The sequence below is a fragment of the Inquilinus sp. OTU3971 genome (assembly GCF_038440215.1).
This window is the reverse complement of the sequence record NZ_JASATH010000074.1, coordinates 17183-34748: the sequence shown is the minus strand read 5'-3', so window position 1 is coordinate 34748 and position 17566 is coordinate 17183. Positions and strand designations below refer to the sequence as shown.

The 17566-nt window shown below is 69.3% G+C and carries 16 protein-coding genes; 10 read left to right on the top strand and 6 right to left on the bottom strand.

Annotated features, from left to right (window positions below; all coding sequences use genetic code 11):
* Window positions 1-23 precede the first annotated feature (23 nt).
* Window positions 24-1205: a deoxyguanosinetriphosphate triphosphohydrolase gene (locus tag AAHM41_RS19250; RefSeq protein WP_342238189.1), complete on the bottom strand. Its 1182-nt coding sequence runs from the start codon at window positions 1203-1205 to the stop codon at window positions 24-26.
* 106 nt (window positions 1206-1311) lie between these two features.
* On the opposite strand from AAHM41_RS19250, the gene erpA reads away from it, so the two are divergent.
* The 5 genes from erpA to AAHM41_RS19225 all read left to right on the top strand — a co-directional run bounded on the left by erpA (window position 1312) and on the right by AAHM41_RS19225 (window position 8380).
* Window positions 1312-1653, top strand: coding sequence for an iron-sulfur cluster insertion protein ErpA (gene erpA / locus AAHM41_RS19245; protein WP_342238188.1), 342 nt, complete (start codon window positions 1312-1314; stop codon window positions 1651-1653).
* A gap of 104 nt (window positions 1654-1757) precedes the next feature.
* A complete protein-coding gene (gene xth, locus AAHM41_RS19240) occupies window positions 1758-2528 on the top strand; it encodes an exodeoxyribonuclease III (RefSeq protein ID WP_342238187.1) in 771 nt (256 codons plus the stop codon).
* A 137-nt stretch (window positions 2529-2665) separates the two neighbouring features.
* Window positions 2666-4798 carry a GGDEF/EAL domain-containing response regulator gene (locus AAHM41_RS19235; protein WP_342238186.1) on the top strand — a complete coding sequence of 711 codons (2133 nt, stop codon included), beginning with the start codon at window positions 2666-2668 and terminating at the stop codon, window positions 4796-4798.
* Window positions 4799-5078: 280 nt separating this feature from the next.
* Window positions 5079-5864: an ATP-binding protein gene (locus AAHM41_RS19230; protein ID WP_342238185.1), complete on the top strand. Its 786-nt coding sequence runs from the start codon at window positions 5079-5081 to the stop codon at window positions 5862-5864.
* A complete protein-coding gene (locus tag AAHM41_RS19225; RefSeq protein ID WP_342238184.1) occupies window positions 5861-8380 on the top strand; it encodes an ATP-binding protein in 2520 nt (839 codons plus the stop codon). The genes AAHM41_RS19230 and AAHM41_RS19225 overlap by 4 nt, the downstream gene beginning before the upstream one ends.
* Window positions 8381-8455: 75 nt before the next feature.
* On the opposite strand, the gene AAHM41_RS19220 is transcribed toward AAHM41_RS19225, so the two are convergent.
* Both AAHM41_RS19220 and AAHM41_RS19215 read right to left on the bottom strand, forming a co-directional pair.
* Entirely contained in the window at window positions 8456-9415 is a 960-nt protein-coding gene (locus AAHM41_RS19220) for a crotonase/enoyl-CoA hydratase family protein (RefSeq protein ID WP_342238183.1), read from the bottom strand.
* A gap of 407 nt (window positions 9416-9822) precedes the next feature.
* Complete coding sequence (locus tag AAHM41_RS19215) at window positions 9823-11001, bottom strand: lytic transglycosylase domain-containing protein (RefSeq protein ID WP_342238182.1); 1179 nt, start codon at window positions 10999-11001, stop codon at window positions 9823-9825.
* Between the two features lie 249 nt (window positions 11002-11250).
* Here AAHM41_RS19215 and AAHM41_RS19210 point away from each other — a divergent pair, with 249 nt between their 5' ends.
* Both AAHM41_RS19210 and AAHM41_RS19205 read left to right on the top strand, forming a co-directional pair.
* Window positions 11251-11811, top strand: a complete 561-nt coding sequence (locus tag AAHM41_RS19210) for a GNAT family N-acetyltransferase (protein WP_342238181.1) — start codon at window positions 11251-11253, stop codon at window positions 11809-11811.
* A gap of 14 nt (window positions 11812-11825) precedes the next feature.
* Window positions 11826-12725 (top strand): alpha/beta fold hydrolase, encoded by a 900-nt coding sequence (locus AAHM41_RS19205; protein WP_342238180.1) that lies wholly within the window; start codon window positions 11826-11828, stop codon window positions 12723-12725.
* Here the strand turns inward: AAHM41_RS19205 and AAHM41_RS19200 are convergent.
* Together AAHM41_RS19200 and AAHM41_RS19195 are read right to left on the bottom strand one after the other, a co-directional pair.
* Window positions 12706-13269 (bottom strand): TetR/AcrR family transcriptional regulator, encoded by a 564-nt coding sequence (locus tag AAHM41_RS19200; RefSeq protein ID WP_342238179.1) that lies wholly within the window; start codon window positions 13267-13269, stop codon window positions 12706-12708. The two genes, AAHM41_RS19205 and AAHM41_RS19200, sit on opposite strands and share 20 nt — an antisense overlap.
* A gap of 2 nt (window positions 13270-13271) precedes the next feature.
* Window positions 13272-13745 carry a nuclear transport factor 2 family protein gene (locus AAHM41_RS19195; protein WP_342238178.1) on the bottom strand — a complete coding sequence of 158 codons (474 nt, stop codon included), beginning with the start codon at window positions 13743-13745 and terminating at the stop codon, window positions 13272-13274.
* A gap of 182 nt (window positions 13746-13927) precedes the next feature.
* Between AAHM41_RS19195 and AAHM41_RS19190 the strand changes: the two genes are divergently transcribed.
* From AAHM41_RS19190 to AAHM41_RS19180, 3 genes are all read left to right on the top strand, one after another.
* Complete coding sequence (locus tag AAHM41_RS19190) at window positions 13928-14437, top strand: DUF1993 domain-containing protein (protein ID WP_342238177.1); 510 nt, start codon at window positions 13928-13930, stop codon at window positions 14435-14437.
* A 182-nt stretch (window positions 14438-14619) separates the two neighbouring features.
* Window positions 14620-15651: an NAD(P)-dependent alcohol dehydrogenase gene (locus tag AAHM41_RS19185; protein WP_342238176.1), complete on the top strand. Its 1032-nt coding sequence runs from the start codon at window positions 14620-14622 to the stop codon at window positions 15649-15651.
* A gap of 91 nt (window positions 15652-15742) precedes the next feature.
* Complete coding sequence (locus AAHM41_RS19180) at window positions 15743-16552, top strand: DUF72 domain-containing protein (protein ID WP_342238175.1); 810 nt, start codon at window positions 15743-15745, stop codon at window positions 16550-16552.
* Between the two features lie 137 nt (window positions 16553-16689).
* Here the strand turns inward: AAHM41_RS19180 and AAHM41_RS19175 are convergent, their stop codons facing one another.
* Window positions 16690-17565 (bottom strand): SIS domain-containing protein, encoded by an 876-nt coding sequence (locus AAHM41_RS19175; RefSeq protein WP_342238174.1) that lies wholly within the window; start codon window positions 17563-17565, stop codon window positions 16690-16692.
* Between the last annotated feature and the right edge of the window lies 1 nt (window position 17566).

Sequence of the window (17566 nt, the reverse complement as noted above, 5' to 3'; positions counted from 1 at the left end):
GGAAAAGGGAGCCGTCTTCGGCCTCACACCGGCCGGTCCAGGGCGAACAGGCGCTGATGCTCGAGCAGGGCGTAGCGGTCGGTCATGCCGGCAATGTAGTCGGCCACCAGCCGCGGCAGGCCGGCCGCCGCCCCGGCCTCGGCCTGGCGGCGCCAGTCGGTCGGCAACGTGTTGGGCTCGGCCGTGAACAGGTCGAACAGGTCGCGCACCACCCGCCGCGCCTTGCTGGTCTCGCGGTTGACCAGATAGTGCCGGTAGACCTCGCGGAACATGAAGCTGCGGACCACGGCGAGATCGGCCGCGACGCCGTCGGAGAAGGCGATCGCCGGCACCGGCGCGGCGCGGATCGCCTCGACCGAATCCGGCGCCGACGCCGCCAGGCGGCGGCGCGATTCCGCCAGCAGGTCGGTGACCATCTGGTCGATCACCCGCCGCACCGTCTCATGGATCAGCCGGCGGCGCGGCAGGCCGGGATGCAGGGCCTCGACCTCGGCCAGCACCGGCCCGACCAGCGGCAGGCCGCGCAGCGCGTCGAGGTCGAGCAGCCCGGCCCGGACCGCGTCGTCGATGTCGTGGTTGGTGTAGGCGATGTCGTCGGCCAGCGCCGCCACCTGCGCCTCCGGCCCCGGCTGCGAGGCGAGGTCGAGGTCCCAGGTGGCGCGGAAGGCGTCGATCGTGGCCGGCAGCCCGCCGCCGGGCGGCAGCGGCAGCAGCGGGCCGTTGTGCTTGACCACGCCCTCCAGCGTCTCCCAGGTCAGGTTCAGCCCGTCGAAACCGGCGTAGCGCTGCTCCAGCGCCGTCAGGATGCGCAAGGTCTGGTCGTTGTGGTGGAAGCCGCCATGGCCGGCCATCGCCGCGTGCAGCGCATCTTCCCCGGCATGGCCGAAGGGGGTGTGGCCGAGATCGTGCGCCAGGGCCACCGCCTCGCCCAGATCCTCGTCCAGGCCGAGCGAGCGGCAGATGGTGCGGGCGATCTGCGCCACCTCCAGCGTGTGGGTCAGCCGGGTCCGGTAGTAGTCGCCCTCGTGGTAGATGAAGACCTGGGTCTTGTACTGCAGCTTGCGGAAGGCCGAGGAATGGACGATGCGGTCGCGGTCGCGCTGGAAGGGCGAGCGCATGCCGCTGTCCGGCTCGGCATGCAGCCGGCCGCGGCTGCGGTCCGGGACGGTGGCGTAGGCTGCGGTCATCGCGGCCAAGCTAGCCATCGCATGCGGGGCTGGCAATCACTGGCGGCGCTTTGCAGATGCCTCGCGGCTCCCTACATTGAAGGGGACCGGTTTCGACCGCCCCGTTTGACCGATGGGACCCGCCATGCCCGATGACGGCCGCATCCTGAACCTGACCGAAAGCGCCGCCCGGCGGATCGCCGAGCTGCGCCGCGCCGAGAGCAACGACGCCCTGATGCTGCGCATCGCCGTGTCCGGCGGCGGCTGCTCCGGCTTCCAGTACGGCTTCAGCTTCGACGACAAGGTCAATGGCGACGACCTGACCTTCCGGCGCGACGATGTCACCGTGGTGGTCGATGACACCTCGCTCGACCTGCTGGCCGGCGCCGAGATCGACTATGTCGAGGAGCTGATCGGCGCGTCCTTCCAGGTGAAGAACCCCAACGCCAGCTCCTCTTGCGGCTGCGGCACTTCCTTCGCAATCTGAGCGGCCGCGCCCGCCGGAGTCGGAGGGCCGCCCAGCCCGGAGGACCAGCCATGCGCCCCACCCTGCCCGCCCCGTCTTCGAGCCTGCGGGCGGAGGCCTGAGGCATGCGCATCGCCACCTGGAACGTCAATTCGGTCAAGGCCCGGCTGTCGAACGTGCTGGACTGGCTGCGCAGCGCCGACCCCGACGTGGCCGTGCTGCAGGAGATCAAATGCGAGACCGAGGCGTTCCCGCGCTTCGAGTTCGAGGCGCTGGGCTACAAGCTGCTGATCCACGGCCAGAAGAGCTATAACGGCGTCGCCCTGCTGTCGAAGCATCCGATCGAGGATCCGCTGGCCGGGCTGGACGGCGACGGCGAGGACGTCCAGGCTCGCTATGTCGAGGGCACGGTGCGCGGCGTCCGGGTCTGCGGCCTGTACCTGCCCAACGGCAACCCCGCCGGCACCGAGAAATACGACTACAAGCTGGCCTGGATGGACCGGCTGCGCTCCCGCGCCGAGACTCTGCTGGCGGCAGGCCAGCCCTTCGTCATGGGCGGCGACTTCAACGTCATCCCCGAGGCGCGCGACGCCGCCGACCCGGCCGCCTGGGTCGACGACGCGCTGTTCCGGCTGGAGACCCGGCGCCGCTTCCGGGCGCTGACCTATCTGGGCCTGACCGATTCGTGGCGGGCGCTGAACCCGACCGCGACCGGCTACAGCTTCTGGGACTATCAGGGCCAGGCCTGGCAGGCCGACAACGGCATCCGCATCGACCACCTGCTGGCCAGCCCGGAAATCGCCGACCGGCTCGAGGCGTGCATCATCGACCGCGAGCCGCGGGGCCGCGACAAGGCCTCGGACCACACGCCGGTGGTCGCCACCCTGTCGGAATAGCGGGTGGCGGACCATAGTCCGGTGTTCATACGAATTCCCTCATAATGCGGCGAAAAGCCCTTCTATAGTGGCCGTTGGCCATACCGCCCCACCGGGCAGCACGGCGGCCGGGTGCGACAGGGAGTTCAGCAGCGGGAATGTCGCTCGTCGTCATCTTGGATGACCGGCCCACCAACCGGCACATCTTCTCCAAGCTGGCAGCCTCGCTCGAGAGCCAGGTGACCGTGCAATCGTTCGGCGACCCGCTGGAGGCGCTGGACTGGCTGGCCGGGCACACCCCCGACCTGGTGATCGCCGACTACAAGATGCCGAATCTGGACGGCGCCGAGTTCACCCGCCGGATGCGCGGCAACCCGCATGTCGCCGACGTGCCTGTGATCGTCATCACCGCCTATGACGACCGCAGCTTCCGGCTGCAGGCGCTGGAGGCCGGCGCCACCGACTTCCTGCAGAGCCCGGTCGACCACCACGAGTTCATGACCCGGGCCCGCAACCTGCTGCGGCTGCGCCGCCAGCAGCAGCGGGTCAAGCGCCGCGCCGCGACGCTGGAGCGCGAGCTGGAGCGCACCCGGCGCAGCCAGGAGGAGGCGCTGCGCAACAGCCGCGAGGCGCTGGCCCAGGTGATCGACACGCTGCCGGCGATGATCAGCGCCGCCGACCGCGAGGGCCGCTGCGTCTTCGTCAACGCCTATCAGGCGGCGATCAGCGGCTCGACCCCCGCCGCCCTGGTCGGCGAGGACGTCGCCGCCGTGTTCGGGCCGGAGCGCGGCGAGCGCAGCCGGCAGCTGGACCAGCTGGTCTTCGGCTCCGGCGAGCCGCTGCCGAGCTATGAGGAGGTGGTCGAGCGCAACGGCGTGCGGCAGGTCTTCCTCACCAGCAAGGCGCCGCTGCGGGACGCGACCAACCAGGTCGAGAGCGTCCTGACCACGGCGCTCGACATCACCGACCGCAAGCTGGCCGAGGAGCATCTGCATCATCTGGCCAACCACGACGCGCTGACCGACCTGCCCAACCGGGTGCATCTCCTCAACCGGATCCGCCGCATCCTGGCCCGGGACGCCGACGCCGTCTTCGCCCTGCATTTCCTGGATCTCGACCGCTTCAAGTCGATCAACGACGCGCTGGGCCACCATTTCGGCGACCAGATCCTGCAGGAGGTGGCGCGGCGGCTGAGCGTGACCGCACGGCCGGGAGACATCGTCGCCCGGCTCGGCGGCGACGAGTTCGCGGTGCTCCAGCTGGGGCCGCGGAGCGAGGACGCGGCGGCGACGGCGGCGCTGATCCTGCAGGAGATCGCCCGGCCGCACATCCGCAGCGACAGCACCGTGTCGCTCACCGCCAGCATCGGCATCACCCTGCATCCGCAGGATGGGAACGATCCGGACCAGCTGTTCCGCAACGCCGACCTGGCAATGTACCGGGCCAAGGCCGACGGGCCGGGCGAGTACCGCTTCTTCGCCACCGAGCTGAATGTCGGCATCCAGGACGCGGTGGTGCTGGAGGCCGAGCTGCGGGCCGCGGTCGAGGCCGATCAGTTCGTGCTGCACTACCAGCCGCAGATCGACCTGCACAGCGGCCGGATCGTCGGCGCCGAGGCGCTGATGCGCTGGCAGCACCCGACCCGCGGCCTGCTGCTGCCCGCGCAGTTCCTGCCGGCGGCGGAGGAGAGCGGGCTGATCATCGCCATGAACACCTGGGCGCTGCGCGAAGCCTGCGCCCAGGGCGCCGCCTGGGCCCGCGACGGGCTGTCGCTGCGCGTCGGCGTCAACCTCACCTCGCTGCAGTTCCGCAAGCAGGACATCAGCCAGCTGATCCGCCAGACACTGCGGGACACCGGCGTGGCGGCGTCGTCGCTGGAGCTGGAGCTGACCGAAGGCGTGCTGATGCAGAACGCGGAATCGGCGGCGAGCAAGATCGAGGAGCTGCGCGGCCTCGGCATCCGCTTCGCCATCGACGATTTCGGCACCGGTTACTCCTCGCTCAACTATCTCAAGATCTTCCGGGTCAACCGCCTCAAGATCGACCGCAGCTTCATCCGCAACCTGGAGGCCAGCCCGGGGGATACGGCGATCGTGCGGGCGATCACCAATCTCGGCCATGATCTCGGCCTGGAGGTGACCGCCGAAGGGGTGGAAACCCCCGAGCAGCTCGAGACCATCCGCCGGCTGGGCTGTGACGAGGTCCAGGGATTTCATTTCGCCAGACCGATGCCGGACGACCAGCTGCGAGACTTCGTGCGGCGCTGGCCGGCGGATGGCCGGGTTTCGTGACCGCCGGAGACCGGCCCGGAGCCGGATGCCGATGGCGCGGGCCGCCGCTGATCTTGGCCCCTAGACGCGACCGCCGAAGGGGAGGAAACTCCCGGGCGGATCGAGAGAAACCGCATGCTGGTCTGCGACGAGGTTCAGAGGTTTCATTTCCTCAGATTGATGCCGAACAACCAGCGGGTGAGAGCGCGCATGGGACAGGCCGGTTTTGGCCATCCCATCCGGTGTTCGGTAATGGTCCCAGGCGGCATGACGGCGCCGCCGGGCTGGAGTGGTTTTGGAGATGACCGACAGCAAACCGCAGGTGGGGCCTAGATCCCCGGTCGCGCGCATCGCGCAGCGCCTCCGGGCCCGCCCGGACAGTGAACACGAGATGCGGTTCAACGCCCTCGCCTTCGGCACCGCCATCCTGCTCTATCTGCTGGCGACGGCCGGCGACGACCTGAGCATCCTCGCCGTCCCGCCCGCCTACCTGGCGATCAACCTGGCCGTGCTCGGCCACATCCTGCTGCGTCCCGGCATCTGCCGCCTGCGCCGGATCTTCTCGATCGTCAGCGATCTCGGCGCCCTGTTCTGCGTCATGCAGATCGGCGGCGAGACCACGGCCCTCCTGGTCCCGCTCTTCTTCTGGATCATCCTGGGCAACGGGTTCCGATTCGGGCCGGCCTTCCTGGCCCTGGCCACGGCCATCGGCCTGGTCTCGTTCGGCGCCGTGGTGGCGACGACGCCGTTCTGGAGCGCGCACGGCGCCCTGACCGCCGGCCTGTTCGGCGGGATGCTGCTGGTGCCGCTCGGCGCCACGCCCCTGATCCGCAGGCTGTCCAGGGACAAGCGGATGGCCGAAGCGGAGAACCGGGAGAAGGCCATGCTCCTGGCCGGCGTGAGCCATGAGCTGCGCACGCCGCTGAGCGCCATCATCGGCACCGGATCGCTGCTGCAGGACACCAGGCTCAGCCCGGTGCAGCGGGAGATGGCGCGGCGGGTGGTGTCGGCCGGGCAGCGGCTGCTGGAGCTGGTCGACCACATTCCCGACGCCGCCGCCCCCGGACGACACGGTGGCGATCGATGACCGGCGGCAAGCCGCAGGCGGGATCGAGATCCCCGATCAAGCGCATCCTGCAGCGCTTCCGGAACCGTCCGGACAGCGAGCACGAGATGCGGCTCAACGGCATCGTCTTCGCCGTCGCCATCCTGATCTACGTGCTGGCGACCGGACATTACGATCTCGAGGCGGTCGCCGTCCTGGCCGGCTACATCACGGCGAACTTCGCCATCCTGACTCATATCGCCGTGCATCCCGCGATCTGCCGTCCGCGCCGGATCGTCGCCATCCTGGTCGATTTCGGCGCCATGTTCTGGGAGATGCAGATCGGCGGCGAGGCCACCACGATCCTGTTCCCGATCTATCTCTGGGTCATCTTCGGCAACGGCTTCCGCTTCGGCATCGGGTTCCTCGCTTTGGCCACCGGCGCCGGCCTGATCTCGTTCGGCGCGGTGGTGGCGACGACCGAGTTCTGGCGCGCACACACCCCGCTGTCGGCCGGCCTGCTCGGCGGCATGGTGCTGCTGCCGGCCTACGCCGCCACCCTGATCCGCAAGCTGTCCCGGGCCAAGCAGCAGGCCGAGGAGGCGAGCCAGGCGAAGAGCATGTTCCTGGCCAGCGTCAGCCATGAGCTGCGGACGCCGCTGACCGCCATCATCGGCATGGGATCGCTGCTGCACGACACCAAGCTGAACCCGTCGCAGCAGGAGATGACGCAGACCGTCGTCTCGGCCGGCAAGCAGCTGCTGACGCTGATCAACGACATCCTCGATTTCTCCCGCATCGAAGCCGGGCAGATGACGGTGCAGGTCGCCGATTTCGACCTGCCGTCGGTGCTGGCGGAGATGCGGGCGATGATCCTGACCGAGGCGAAGGCCAAGGGCCTGCACCTCGGCATCCACATCGACCATCGCGTGCCGCTCCGGCTGCGGGGCAGCGAGCGGCATCTCCGGGAGGTCGTGCTCAACCTGCTCGGCAACGCCGTCAAGTTCACCGAGACCGGCAGCGTGGTGATCTCGGTCCGGCCCGAGGCGGAGACCGGCGAGCGGCCGCGGCTGCGCTTCGAGGTCACGGACACCGGCATCGGCATCGCGCCGGAGGCGTCCGGTCACATCTTCGAAAGCTTCCGGCAGGCTGACGCCTCGATCATGGACCGGTTCGGCGGCACCGGGCTGGGCCTCGCCATCTGCAGGCGGCTGGTCACCCTGCTCGGCGGCGAGATCGGAGTCGACAGCACCCCGGGCGTCGGCAGCACCTTCTGGTTCACGATGGAGTTCGACCAGCCGGCCGATGCCGAGGCGCAGACTGCCGTCGAGCCGATCCCCACGCTCGGCGTGATCGCCCCGGACGCGGCGCTGATCGGGCGGCTGATGCCGCTACTGACGCCAGCCGCCGGCACGGTCGAGACCTTCGGCTCGATCGACGCGATGCTGGCCTGGCAACCCCTGCGCTCCGCCGACACGGCCGCGGTCCTGGTCATGGACCGCGGCACCTTGCCGAGCGATCCGAACCGGCGGGCGTCGGTCCTCGCCGCGCTGCGTTCGGCGCCGGCCGTCCGCCCGATCCTGCTGGCCGACCCGGCCGCCGGCGACGGCGTGTCGCGGGACCTGGCGGAGGTCTTCGTCACCACGATCCCCGCGGATGCGGATGCCCGAACCATCGGCATCGCCCTGCGCATCGCGCAGGCCGGACGCTCGCATGGCAAGCCGAAGGTCGCTATCGCCCGCCGCCACACCGCGGCAGCGCGCAGCCTGTCCGTCCTGGTCGCGGACGACAACCGCATCAACCAGAAGGTCCTGCGGGAGATGCTGACCCGGGCCGGCCATCAGGTCCAGCTGGTCGCCAATGGCGAGGAGGCGCTCGACGCGCTCGACGCCGCGACGTTCGACCTTGTCCTGATGGACATCAACATGCCGGTGATGAACGGTATCGAGGCCACCAAGCTGTACCGCTTCACCGCGCTGGACCGGCCGCATGTCCCGATCGTCGCCCTGACCGCCGACGCCACGCCGGGCGTCGCGGCGCGCTGTACCGAGGCCGGCATGGACGCCTGCCTGACCAAGCCGATCGAGCCCGAGCAGCTGTTCATGGCGATCGAAGACGTCCTGGAAGGACATGTCTCGGCAACGCCGCCGCCACCACTGCCGGACAACGTCACGGCGCTGCCGCAGGCCGGTCCGGCCGCAGTCGACATGCGCGTCATCGACCGCCTGGAAGCCCTCGGCGGCAATCACTTTCTGATCGAGCTGATCGACGATTTCCTGGCGGATATCGAAACGATCGCCGAGGACATGAGGCTCTCGGTCGAGAAGGAAGACGCCCTGCTGTTCCGGGCGCACGCCCATGCCCTGCGCAGCGCCACCGCCAATATCGGTGCACGCGGCCTGTCGGACCTCTGCCAGGATTGGCAGGGGATCAGCGGGCCGGATCTCGCCCGCAACGGCAAGTCCCACCTGCGGCGTCTGGCGGCCGAAATGGAGCGCCTCCGCCCGATCCTGCTGCGGCGGCGCGGCGCCGCTGCCCGACCGGCCCAAAAAGGCTGATCCGGGCCCGGAAAATGAGGCGACCGGCTCCCCAGCCCGTCGCCCCAGCTGCCCCTCTGACCATGAGTTTGGGCGTCACTCGGCCGCGATCGTCGGCACCACCGCGGCGCGCCGACGATCCTGAGCCTGGGTCAGCCGTGTCATCTTGCGAAGATCGGATTCGCTGAGGCCGAGGCATGCGTCGGCCCAGATGTCGACCACGTCCCGCAACTCGCCGAGCGTGATCGGGTTGACCCGGCGCCGGGCCTGGATCAGGGCGCGGTGCGCATTGAATTTGCGCCCGTTCTCGGCAATGTACTCATGGACCGCCTCGGTGCCTTTGCCGTCCTCGGCCAGCACGTCGACGATGCCCATCTCGTGCAGCTCCTCGGCGGTGTAGATCCGCCCGCTGGTGATCATCTTCTCGGTCGCCACCGCGCCGATGCGGCGGGACAGGAAGCTGTACGCCCCCATGCCCGGGAACAGGTTGAACAGGATCTCGGGCAGCCCCATCTTGCTGCTCCGCTCGGCCACGATCATGTCGAGCGACAGCGCGCATTCGAAGCCGCCGCCCAGCGCATCGCCCTGGACCAGCGCCATGGTGATGATCGGGGTGTCGAAAGCGGCGTAGTTGCGATGGATCGGCTCGATCGCGGCATGGGCGTAGCGGCGAAGCGCCGCCCGGTCCCCGAGCCGGATCTTCTCGATGAAAAGGCCCAGGTCGCCGCCCAGGCTGTAGATCCCCGGGAGGCCCGAGGCGAAGACGAAGTAGCGGACCGGCGGCTCCTCATCCGTCCGCTCGATGAACATGCGCCGGATCGACTGTTGCATGTCGGTGATGTCCTGCAGCAGCTCCGGCGTGAAGCTCGGCCGGCCTTCCGGCTGCATGTAGCACCAATAGGTCCGGTCGGCCGGATCGAGCCTGACGGCCAGGTTTCGGTAATGGCTGCGGGCGACTTCTATATGGGCGGGCTCCCGGGCCTCCACCGCCAGCCGGGGCGCAAAAATCGAGGACAGCTGCGACGGAAGCTCGGGAATGGCAATGCTCAGCGACATCTCATGCTCCTCAGGTTGATGCCGCCCCGCTGCAAGCAGGGCAGTCTTCTTCAGCGGAGCGGCAGATCATTCTGAGCAATTCCATTTATTTTGGCCACCCGAGACAATTATTCGGGCATTGTTGCAATAAATTGCATCAACTTTTAATAGTATTTTATGATCATCGCCGCTTTCGCCAAATTATGTGCAAGATCGTATTTTGGCTGAATTAACCTAATATAGGGATGAAGGCCCATCAAATTCGACCGTCATCCTCTATCCGAGGTATGCGGCTTTGAATCGGGGAAGGCTCGTCGGGCCTCTGGAGCGCGGCAACGGCAGAAGATCAGTGTCTCGCGGGCGCCCGCGAGACACTGAGAGTCGGGCAGGAGGAGGCAGCAGCCCCGACAGTCGGGCGCCTGAGTCGGCTACTGGCCTGGCGGAGAGGGCACGTACCAGCCGCTGGGCAGACCACCGGCCTGGCGCCGGACCGGTGCCGCGGGAGCGGTCGCCGCCACCCGGGTCGGCGCCACCGTCACCGGGGTTGGCGCGGGCACGGGCCTGGCCTGCCGGGCCTGCGGCTGGGCGACCGGGCGGGTCGCGACCGGTGCAGGGCTCGGCCGCTCCGGCTGCGAGGCGGCCATCGCCAGCAGCACGTCGTCGACCGGCGCGACCTGCGGCCGGTCCGGGATCGGTGCCATGCGAACGGGCGCGGGCCGGGCCGCCGCCTGGCGGACGGGTGCGACCGGCGCCGGCATCGGCGCCACCCGGTCCGGGATCGGCTGCATCGCCATCACCACCGGGCGGGACGCCGGCGCCGGCAGCGGCGCCTGCCGGATCGGCGCCGCCTGGACCGGGATGGGTTGGGCCGCGATCGGCTGGCCGGTGCGGTCGGCGATGGCCGCGTCGACCCGCGCCATCGTGCCCTGCTCCTCCGGTGACAGCCGGTCGGGGATCGGCGCCATCGCCATCACCACCGGCGACCGGCTGCCGGGCTGGCCGGTGCGGGCCGCGACCGCGCCGTCGACCCGATCCTGGATCTGCTGCTCGGCGTATTGCGTCATCCGATCGGGCCGGCTGGAGCCCGGGTCGATGCCGGCAATCTGCGGGCCGACGATGTCCATGTAGCGCCGGGTCTCCGGCGGCAGGCTGCGCCCGTCCTCGACATATTGCCGATAGCGGCCGGGGCCGGCGTTGTAGGCGCCGAGGAAGCCGGGCGACCCATACATCTCGTACAGCTCGCGGATATAGGCCGTGCCCGCCATGATGTTGTTCTCGGGGTCGTAGGGGTCGCGGCCCAGGCTGTGCTTCTGGCGCAGCTCCTCATAGGTGCCGGGCATCACCTGCATCAGCCCCTGGGCGCCGGCCGAGCTGGTGATCGGCTGGCCGCCCTTCCAGGTCGACCGGCCGCCGCTCTCGATCCGCATCACCTCGCGAATCCATTCCGGCGGCACGTTGAAGCGCTTCGACGCCTTCTGGATCTGCGGTTCCCAATAGGCGATGTTGCCGCCGGACGGCCGTGGCTTGTCGCCGCCGCACCCGGCGATAATCCCGGCGACCAGACCGAGCATACCGGCGGTCTTCAGCCAGCGTTCCCTACCGGCCATGGCGGCCCCCTCCAGACTCCCCCGGGCACAAGCGCCCTGTCTTACATCGTGATCGCAGGGATCGACGACAAGCCATTCAAACCTATCATGTTTGTCTAAGGAATGGCACCCCTGACGAATCGAGGCGCAAGGCCGGCTTTCGGAAAATCCCCTCCGCCGGGCCGTGTCGCGCCTGTATAAGGAGGCCCGATCCTTCCTTCCGGAGCCGGACATGCCGCAGGACCGCGATGCCTCTCCTGGCCGGCCGCATTGAGGCCCGCACCCGGCATCACCGCCCTGGCGGAGACATCGATCGCCGCCGGGGAGCTGCGGCTGGAGCCGCTCCGGCCCGACCATGCCGAGCGGCTGTTCGACGGCCTGGCCGACCCGACCCTCTACCGCTTCATCCCGCAGGAACCGCCGGCCGATGCCACAGCGCTGCGCGCCCGATTCGAGCGTCTGGCGGCGCGGCGGTCGCCGGCCGGGGACCAGGCTTGGCTGAACTGGGCGATCCGCCTTGCCGACGACAGCTACGCCGGGCTGGTGGAGGCCACGGTCGACAGCACCGGCGCGACCGACATCGCCTATTTCGTGCTCCGCCGCTGCCAGGGGTGCGGCATCGGCCGCCGGGCGGTCGGCGCCGTGGTCGAGGCGCTGGCGGCCGAGCCGGCGGTCACCGCGATCGGCGCCTCGATCGACACCCGCAACGCGGCATCGGTCGCCCTGGTCGAAGCGCTCGGCTTCGAGCGGACCGGCCTGATCCGCGACGCCGACCAGTTCAAGGGCGGCCCCAGCGACGAATTCCGCTACCAGCTTCCCTTCGGGCACTGAGAGACTGGGGACCAATGACCCAAGACCTGATGCCCGGCTTCACGCCCTTCGACATCGAGACCGCGCCCGGCCTGCGCATCCATGGCGTGCGCGCCGGCGACGGGCCGCCGGTGCTGCTGCTGCACGGCCACCCGCAGACCCATGTCACCTGGCACGCGGTGGCGCCGCTGCTGGTCGCGGCCGGGCACAGCGTGGTCGCCACCGACCTGCGCGGCTATGGCGACAGCGCGCGGCCCAAGGGCGGCGACAATCACGTGAACTATTCCAAGCGGGCGATGGCGGCCGACCAGGTGGCGGTGATGCGCGCTTTGGGGCGCGGCCGCTTCGCCGTGGTCGGCCATGACCGCGGCGGCCGTGTCGCCCACCGCATGGCGCTGGACCATCCGGGCGTGGTCCGCCGCATTGCCGTGCTGGACATCGCGCCGACGGCGACGATGTATGCCCGCACCGACCGGGCCTTCGCCACCCGCTACTTCTGGTGGTTCTTCCTGATCCAGCCGGCGCCGCTGCCGGAGCGGCTGATCGAGGCCGACCCGGAATTCTACCTGCGCCACCATCTGGCGGGGCAGAGTCGGACCCCGGGCGTGCCGCGCGAGGAGCTGGTGCAGGAGTATCTGCGCTGCTACCGCCAGCCCGGCGCGGTCCACGCCATCTGCGAGGACTATCGGGCGGCGGCCACGATCGACCTGGAGCACGACGCCGCCGATGCCGATCGCCGGGTCAAGGCGCCGCTGCTGGCGCTGTGGGGCGCGAAGGGCGTGGTCGGGGAGCTCTACGACGTCCTGGCGACCTGGCGTGACAAGGCAACTGACGTCCGCGGCCTCCCCCTGCCCTGCGGCCACGCGCTGCAGGAGGAGAAGCCGGAGGAGACCGCTTCGGCGCTGATCGATTTTCTCACCGAGGATCCGCCATGAGCCGGGCCTCGATCCGGGCCAGCGAGCGGCGGAAGGCGGCGGGCTCGTCGAGCGCCCGGGCCAGGACCAGGGCGCCCTGGATCGCCGCCACCGCCTCCTCCGCCCGGTCGCGGGCGGTCTCCGCGGCCAGCCCTCCACGCTCCAGGGCCTGCACCAGCGCATCGGTCCAGGCGGCGAAATAGCCCCGGATGGCGGCGCCGAAGCGGTCGCGGACATCGCCGAGGGCGAAGGCGCCGACCAGGCAGACCCGGCGGCCGGAGCGGAAATAGCCGTCGACCGCGTGGATCATCTCCGGCACCGCGTGCCGCGGCTCCTCCTCCCGCAGCGGGCGGAAGATGTGCTCTTCGAACCAGCCGTCGATCTCGGCCAGCACCGCCGCCGCCATCTCCTCCTTTCCGCCCGGGAAGAAGTGGTAGAGGCTGCCCTTGCCCAGGCCGGTGCGCTGGCCGATCAGGGCCAGGCTGGCGCCCTCGAAGCCGTGCTCGCGGAACACCTCGGACAAGGCGGGCAGCACATCCGCCCGTTCGGCGACGACCCTGGGCAAGGCTACAGCCCGAGGTCGCTGAGCCCCGGATGGCCGGCCGGCCGCGGGCCCGACCGGTCCCAGTGGAACTTGCGCTCGGACTCGGCGATCGGCCGGTCGTTGATCGAGGCGTGGCGGGCCCGCATCAGCCCGTGCTCGTCGAACTCCCAGTTCTCGTTGCCATAGGAGCGGTACCACTGGCGGGAATCGTCGCGCCACTCATAGGCGAAGCGGACGGCGATGCGGTTGCCCTCGAAGGCCCAGAGCTCCTTGATCAGGCGGTACTCCAGCTCCCGCGCCCATTTCCGGGTCAGGAACTCGACGATCTGGGTGCGGCCCTGCGGGAACTCGGCCCGGTTCCGCCAGCGGCTGTCCTCGGTATAGGCCAGCGAGACGCGCTGCGGATCACAGCTGTTCCAGCCATCCTCGGCCCCGCGGACCTTCTGGATCGCGGTCTCGCGGGTGAAGGGCGGCAGCGGCGGACGGTCGACGGTCATGGCGGCTCTCCAGGAACGGATTGTACCGAACGGAACTGACTTTACCGATTGGTACAGAAGACGATGCGGTTCGTCAAGCCGATCCCCTGCGGCGCTTGACCGCAAGCGAGTCGGGGGAGAGGAATCAAGCGCCGCCGAACGCCCGGGCCGATGCGGCGCCCGCCCTTCATCGGAGCACTCCCTTGCCCCTCTCCCTGCACGAGATCTCGGTCGGCGTGATGCTGCCGAAGCTGCGCATGCTGTCGAAGCTGCTCGAAAAGGCCGCTGCCCATGCGGAGGTCGGGGGAATCGACCCCGCCACGCTGGTCGAGGCCCGCCTGGCCCCCGACATGTATCCGCTGTCGGGCCAGATCCAGCGCGTCAGCGACGCCGCCAAGTTCGGCGCCGCCCGCCTGGCCGGCCTGACGCCGCCACCCTTCGAGGACAACGAGACCACCCTGGCCGAGTTGCAGGAGCGGCTGGCCAAGACCATCGCCTATCTGGAGAGCGTCGGCCCTGGCCAGGTCGACGGCCGCGAGGAGGAGACCATCACCATCCCCCTGCGCGACCGCAAGATGGACTTCACCGGCCGCAGCTACGCCCTGAACATGGTGCTGCCGAACTTCTATTTTCACGTCGTCACCGCCTACGACATCCTGCGCAACAAGGGCGTGGAGGTCGGCAAGCGGGACTATCTCGCGCTGGTGTCCTGAGGCACCTGCCCCAGCATCCTTCATGGCGCCGTCCCCCCAAAGCGGGGACGGCGCCATGAACATTGGTAATCGACAATAAACATTTGTGCACCGACACCCTCCCCGTCCCCGGCAAAATGGCGTACCAAGGGGAGTGTCAGGGGCCGGCCGCGCGTCCGGCCCGAATTCGGGAGGATTGTGAGATGCGTGCCTTGGTCCTGGAGCGGCAGAGGGAATTGTCGCTGCGCGAGATCGACTTGCCCCGGACCCTCGGGCCGGGCGACGTCCGGATCAGGATCGACACCGTCGGCGTCTGCGGCAGCGACGTGCACTACTACACCCATGGCCGGATCGGGCCCTTCGTGGTGAAGGAGCCGATGGTGCTGGGCCATGAGGCCGCCGGCACCGTCACCGAGGTCGGCCCCGGCGTCACCAGCCTGAAGCCCGGCGACCGGGTGTGCATGGAGCCGGGCATCCCCGATTTGACCTCCAAGGCCTCCAAGCTCGGCCTCTACAATGTCGACCCCAGCGTCGTGTTCTGGGCGACCCCGCCGGTGCATGGCTGCCTGACGCCCGAGGTGGTGCACCCCGCCGGCTTCACCTTCAAGCTGCCGGACAATGTCTCCTTCGCCGAGGGTGCGATGGTCGAGCCCTTCGCCGTCGGCCTGCAGGCGGCGGTGAAGGCGCGGATCCAGCCCGGCGATTTCGCCGTCGTGATCGGCGCCGGGCCGATCGGCATCATGGCCGCGCTCGCCGCCCTGGCCGGCGGCTGCAGCCGGGTGCTGATCTCCGACCTGCTGCCGGAGAAGCTGGCGATCGCCGAGCGCTATCCCGGCATCACCGGCGTCAACATCCGCGAGACCAGGCTGGCCGACGCGGTGGCCGCGGCGACCGACGGCTGGGGCGCGGATGTGGTGTTCGAGGCCAGCGGCAGCCCACGGGCCTATCCCGGTATCTTCGACACGGTGCGCCCGGGCGGCTGCCTGGTGGTGATCGGCATGCCGGTCGAGCCGGTGGCGGTCGACCTGGTCGCCGCCGCGGCCAAGGAGGTGCGGATCGAGACCGTGTTCCGCTACGCCAATGTCTATGACCGCGCCATCGCCATGATCGCCTCCGGCAAGGTCGACCTGAAGCCGCTGATCTCCCACACCTACGGCTTCGAGGACAGCATCACCGCCTTCGAGCGGGCGGCCGAGGGAAGGCCGGCCGACGTCAAGCTGCAGATCAAGCTGTAATCGCGCCAGGCGCCGGCCCGACGCGGCCGGCGCTTGATTCCTCGTTCGCCTTATGTTCCAGTGTCAGGGACAGGCCACCGGGGAGGACGCCATGGCGTCGAAGCAGGCATCGGGGATTCGCGTCGGCATAGGCGGCTGGACCTTCGAGCCCTGGCGCGAGACCTTCTACCCCAAGGGCCTGGCGCAGAAGCGCGAGCTGGAATACGCCTCGCGCCACGTCACCTCGATCGAGATCAACGGCACCTATTACGGCTCGCAGAAGCCGGAGACCTTCGCCAAATGGCGCGAGGAGACGTCGGAGGGCTTCGTGTTCTCGGTCAAGGGCACGCGCTTCACCACCAACCGGCGAGTCCTGGCCGAGGCCGGCGAGTCGATCGAGCGCTTCGTCGGCAGCGGCATCACCGAGCTGAAGGAGAAGTTGGGGCCGATCAACTGGCAGTTCCTGCCGACCAAGCAGTTCGACCCGAAGGATTTCGAGGCCTTCCTGAAGCTGCTGCCGCACAGCGTCGATGGCCACGCCCTGCGCCATGTGGTCGAGGTCCGGCACGACAGCTTCCGTACTCCCGAGTTCATCGACATGCTGCGCGCCCACAAGGTGGCGGTGGTGCTGACCGACAAGGACGGCTTCCCGGAGATCCCGGACGTCACCGCGCCTTTCGTCTACGCCCGGCTGCAGCGCGCCTCGGAAGAGATCGAGACCGGCTATGCCCCCAAGGCGCTGGACCAATGGGCCAAGCGGGCCAAGGTCTGGGCCGGGGGCGGCGTGCCGGACGGTCTGAAGCCGGTCGGATCGCCGGAGGCGAAGCCGCCGAAGTCGCGCGACGTGTTCGTCTACATGATCAACGGCTTCAAGCCGAAGGCCCCGGCCGCGGCCATGGCGCTGATCAAGAAGCTGGGGTGATCAGCCCGTCTCCCCTGCCCCTCCCCGTCATGGCGAGGCGCGCAGCGCCGTGGCCATCCAGGGGCCGATGCGAGCGGCGCTGGATGGCCACGCCCCTTCGGGGCTCGCCATGACGGTGAAAAGAAGGCGAGGCCGGGTCAGATCCGCTCGTTGAACCGCAGCTCGTTCAGCCGGCGCTTCATGGTCTGGAAGCGCTGGAAATGGGCGTCGTTGCGGCGCAGGGCCACGGCGGTAGAGAGAATATCGATCACCACCAGCGCGGCGATGCGCGAGATCGTCGGGGTGTAGACGCTGGTGTTCTCGAGCGTCTCGGCCACCAGCGCCACGTCGCTGTAGGGCACCAGCGGCGAATCCGTCCCGGTCAGGCAGATCACCTTGGCGCCGTTCTCGCGCGCGGTCCGTGCCACCTCGATAATCGAGCGGGTGCGACCGGTGTTGGAGATCACCACCGCGACATCGCCCGGCTGCATCATCGACGCGGCCATGATCTGCTGGTGCGAATCGAGCTCGGCCGAGCACGGCACGCCGAACAGCGGGAATTTCTGCTGTGCGTCGCGGGCGACGATGCCGGAAGCGCCGAAACCGAAGAAGGCGATCGACCGGGCCCTTTCCAGGATCCCGACCGCCGCCTCGATCGCGGCCTTGTCGAGATGGTTCCGGGCCCAGTCCAGGCTGGACAGGGTGTAGTCGAAGATCTTGTCGACCACCGTCGCAGGCGTGTCGGTGTCGAGCAGCACGGAATGCGTCGCCGGCAGGCCCAGCGCCAGGCTGTGCGCCAGGCGCAGCCGGAACTCCTGGTAGCCGGAGCAGCCGATGGCGACGCAGAAGCGGATCACCGTCGGCTGGCTGACCTCGGCCAGCTGCGCCATCTCCGCCACCGTCGCCTTGAGCACACGGGCCGGGTCGGCCAGCACCGCGTCGGCGACCTTGCGGTCCGACTTCCGCAGCTCGGAGCGCAGCGTGCGCACGACCTCGAGGATGTTGGCCGTGGCGGGGCGGTCGGTCGTGTCCATG

What these genes read in the sequence shown, in the direction of transcription:
- AAHM41_RS19225 (WP_342238184.1), top strand. Translation starts at nt 5,861, where the DNA reads ATGACCGGCGGCAAGCCGCAGGCGGGATCGAGATCCCCGATCAAGCGC.
- AAHM41_RS19250 (WP_342238189.1), bottom strand. Translation starts at nt 1,205, where the DNA reads ATGGCTAGCTTGGCCGCGATGACCGCAGCCTACGCCACCGTCCCGGAC.
- AAHM41_RS19235 (WP_342238186.1), top strand. Translation starts at nt 2,666, where the DNA reads ATGTCGCTCGTCGTCATCTTGGATGACCGGCCCACCAACCGGCACATC.
- AAHM41_RS19215 (WP_342238182.1), bottom strand. Translation starts at nt 11,001, where the DNA reads ATGGCCGGTAGGGAACGCTGGCTGAAGACCGCCGGTATGCTCGGTCTG.
- AAHM41_RS19205 (WP_342238180.1), top strand. Translation starts at nt 11,826, where the DNA reads ATGACCCAAGACCTGATGCCCGGCTTCACGCCCTTCGACATCGAGACC.
- xth (WP_342238187.1), top strand. Translation starts at nt 1,758, where the DNA reads ATGCGCATCGCCACCTGGAACGTCAATTCGGTCAAGGCCCGGCTGTCG.
- AAHM41_RS19175 (WP_342238174.1), bottom strand. Translation starts at nt 17,565, where the DNA reads ATGGACACGACCGACCGCCCCGCCACGGCCAACATCCTCGAGGTCGTG.
- AAHM41_RS19195 (WP_342238178.1), bottom strand. Translation starts at nt 13,745, where the DNA reads ATGACCGTCGACCGTCCGCCGCTGCCGCCCTTCACCCGCGAGACCGCG.
- AAHM41_RS19220 (WP_342238183.1), bottom strand. Translation starts at nt 9,415, where the DNA reads ATGTCGCTGAGCATTGCCATTCCCGAGCTTCCGTCGCAGCTGTCCTCG.
- AAHM41_RS19185 (WP_342238176.1), top strand. Translation starts at nt 14,620, where the DNA reads ATGCGTGCCTTGGTCCTGGAGCGGCAGAGGGAATTGTCGCTGCGCGAG.
- AAHM41_RS19180 (WP_342238175.1), top strand. Translation starts at nt 15,743, where the DNA reads ATGGCGTCGAAGCAGGCATCGGGGATTCGCGTCGGCATAGGCGGCTGG.
- erpA (WP_342238188.1), top strand. Translation starts at nt 1,312, where the DNA reads ATGCCCGATGACGGCCGCATCCTGAACCTGACCGAAAGCGCCGCCCGG.
- AAHM41_RS19230 (WP_342238185.1), top strand. Translation starts at nt 5,079, where the DNA reads ATGACCGACAGCAAACCGCAGGTGGGGCCTAGATCCCCGGTCGCGCGC.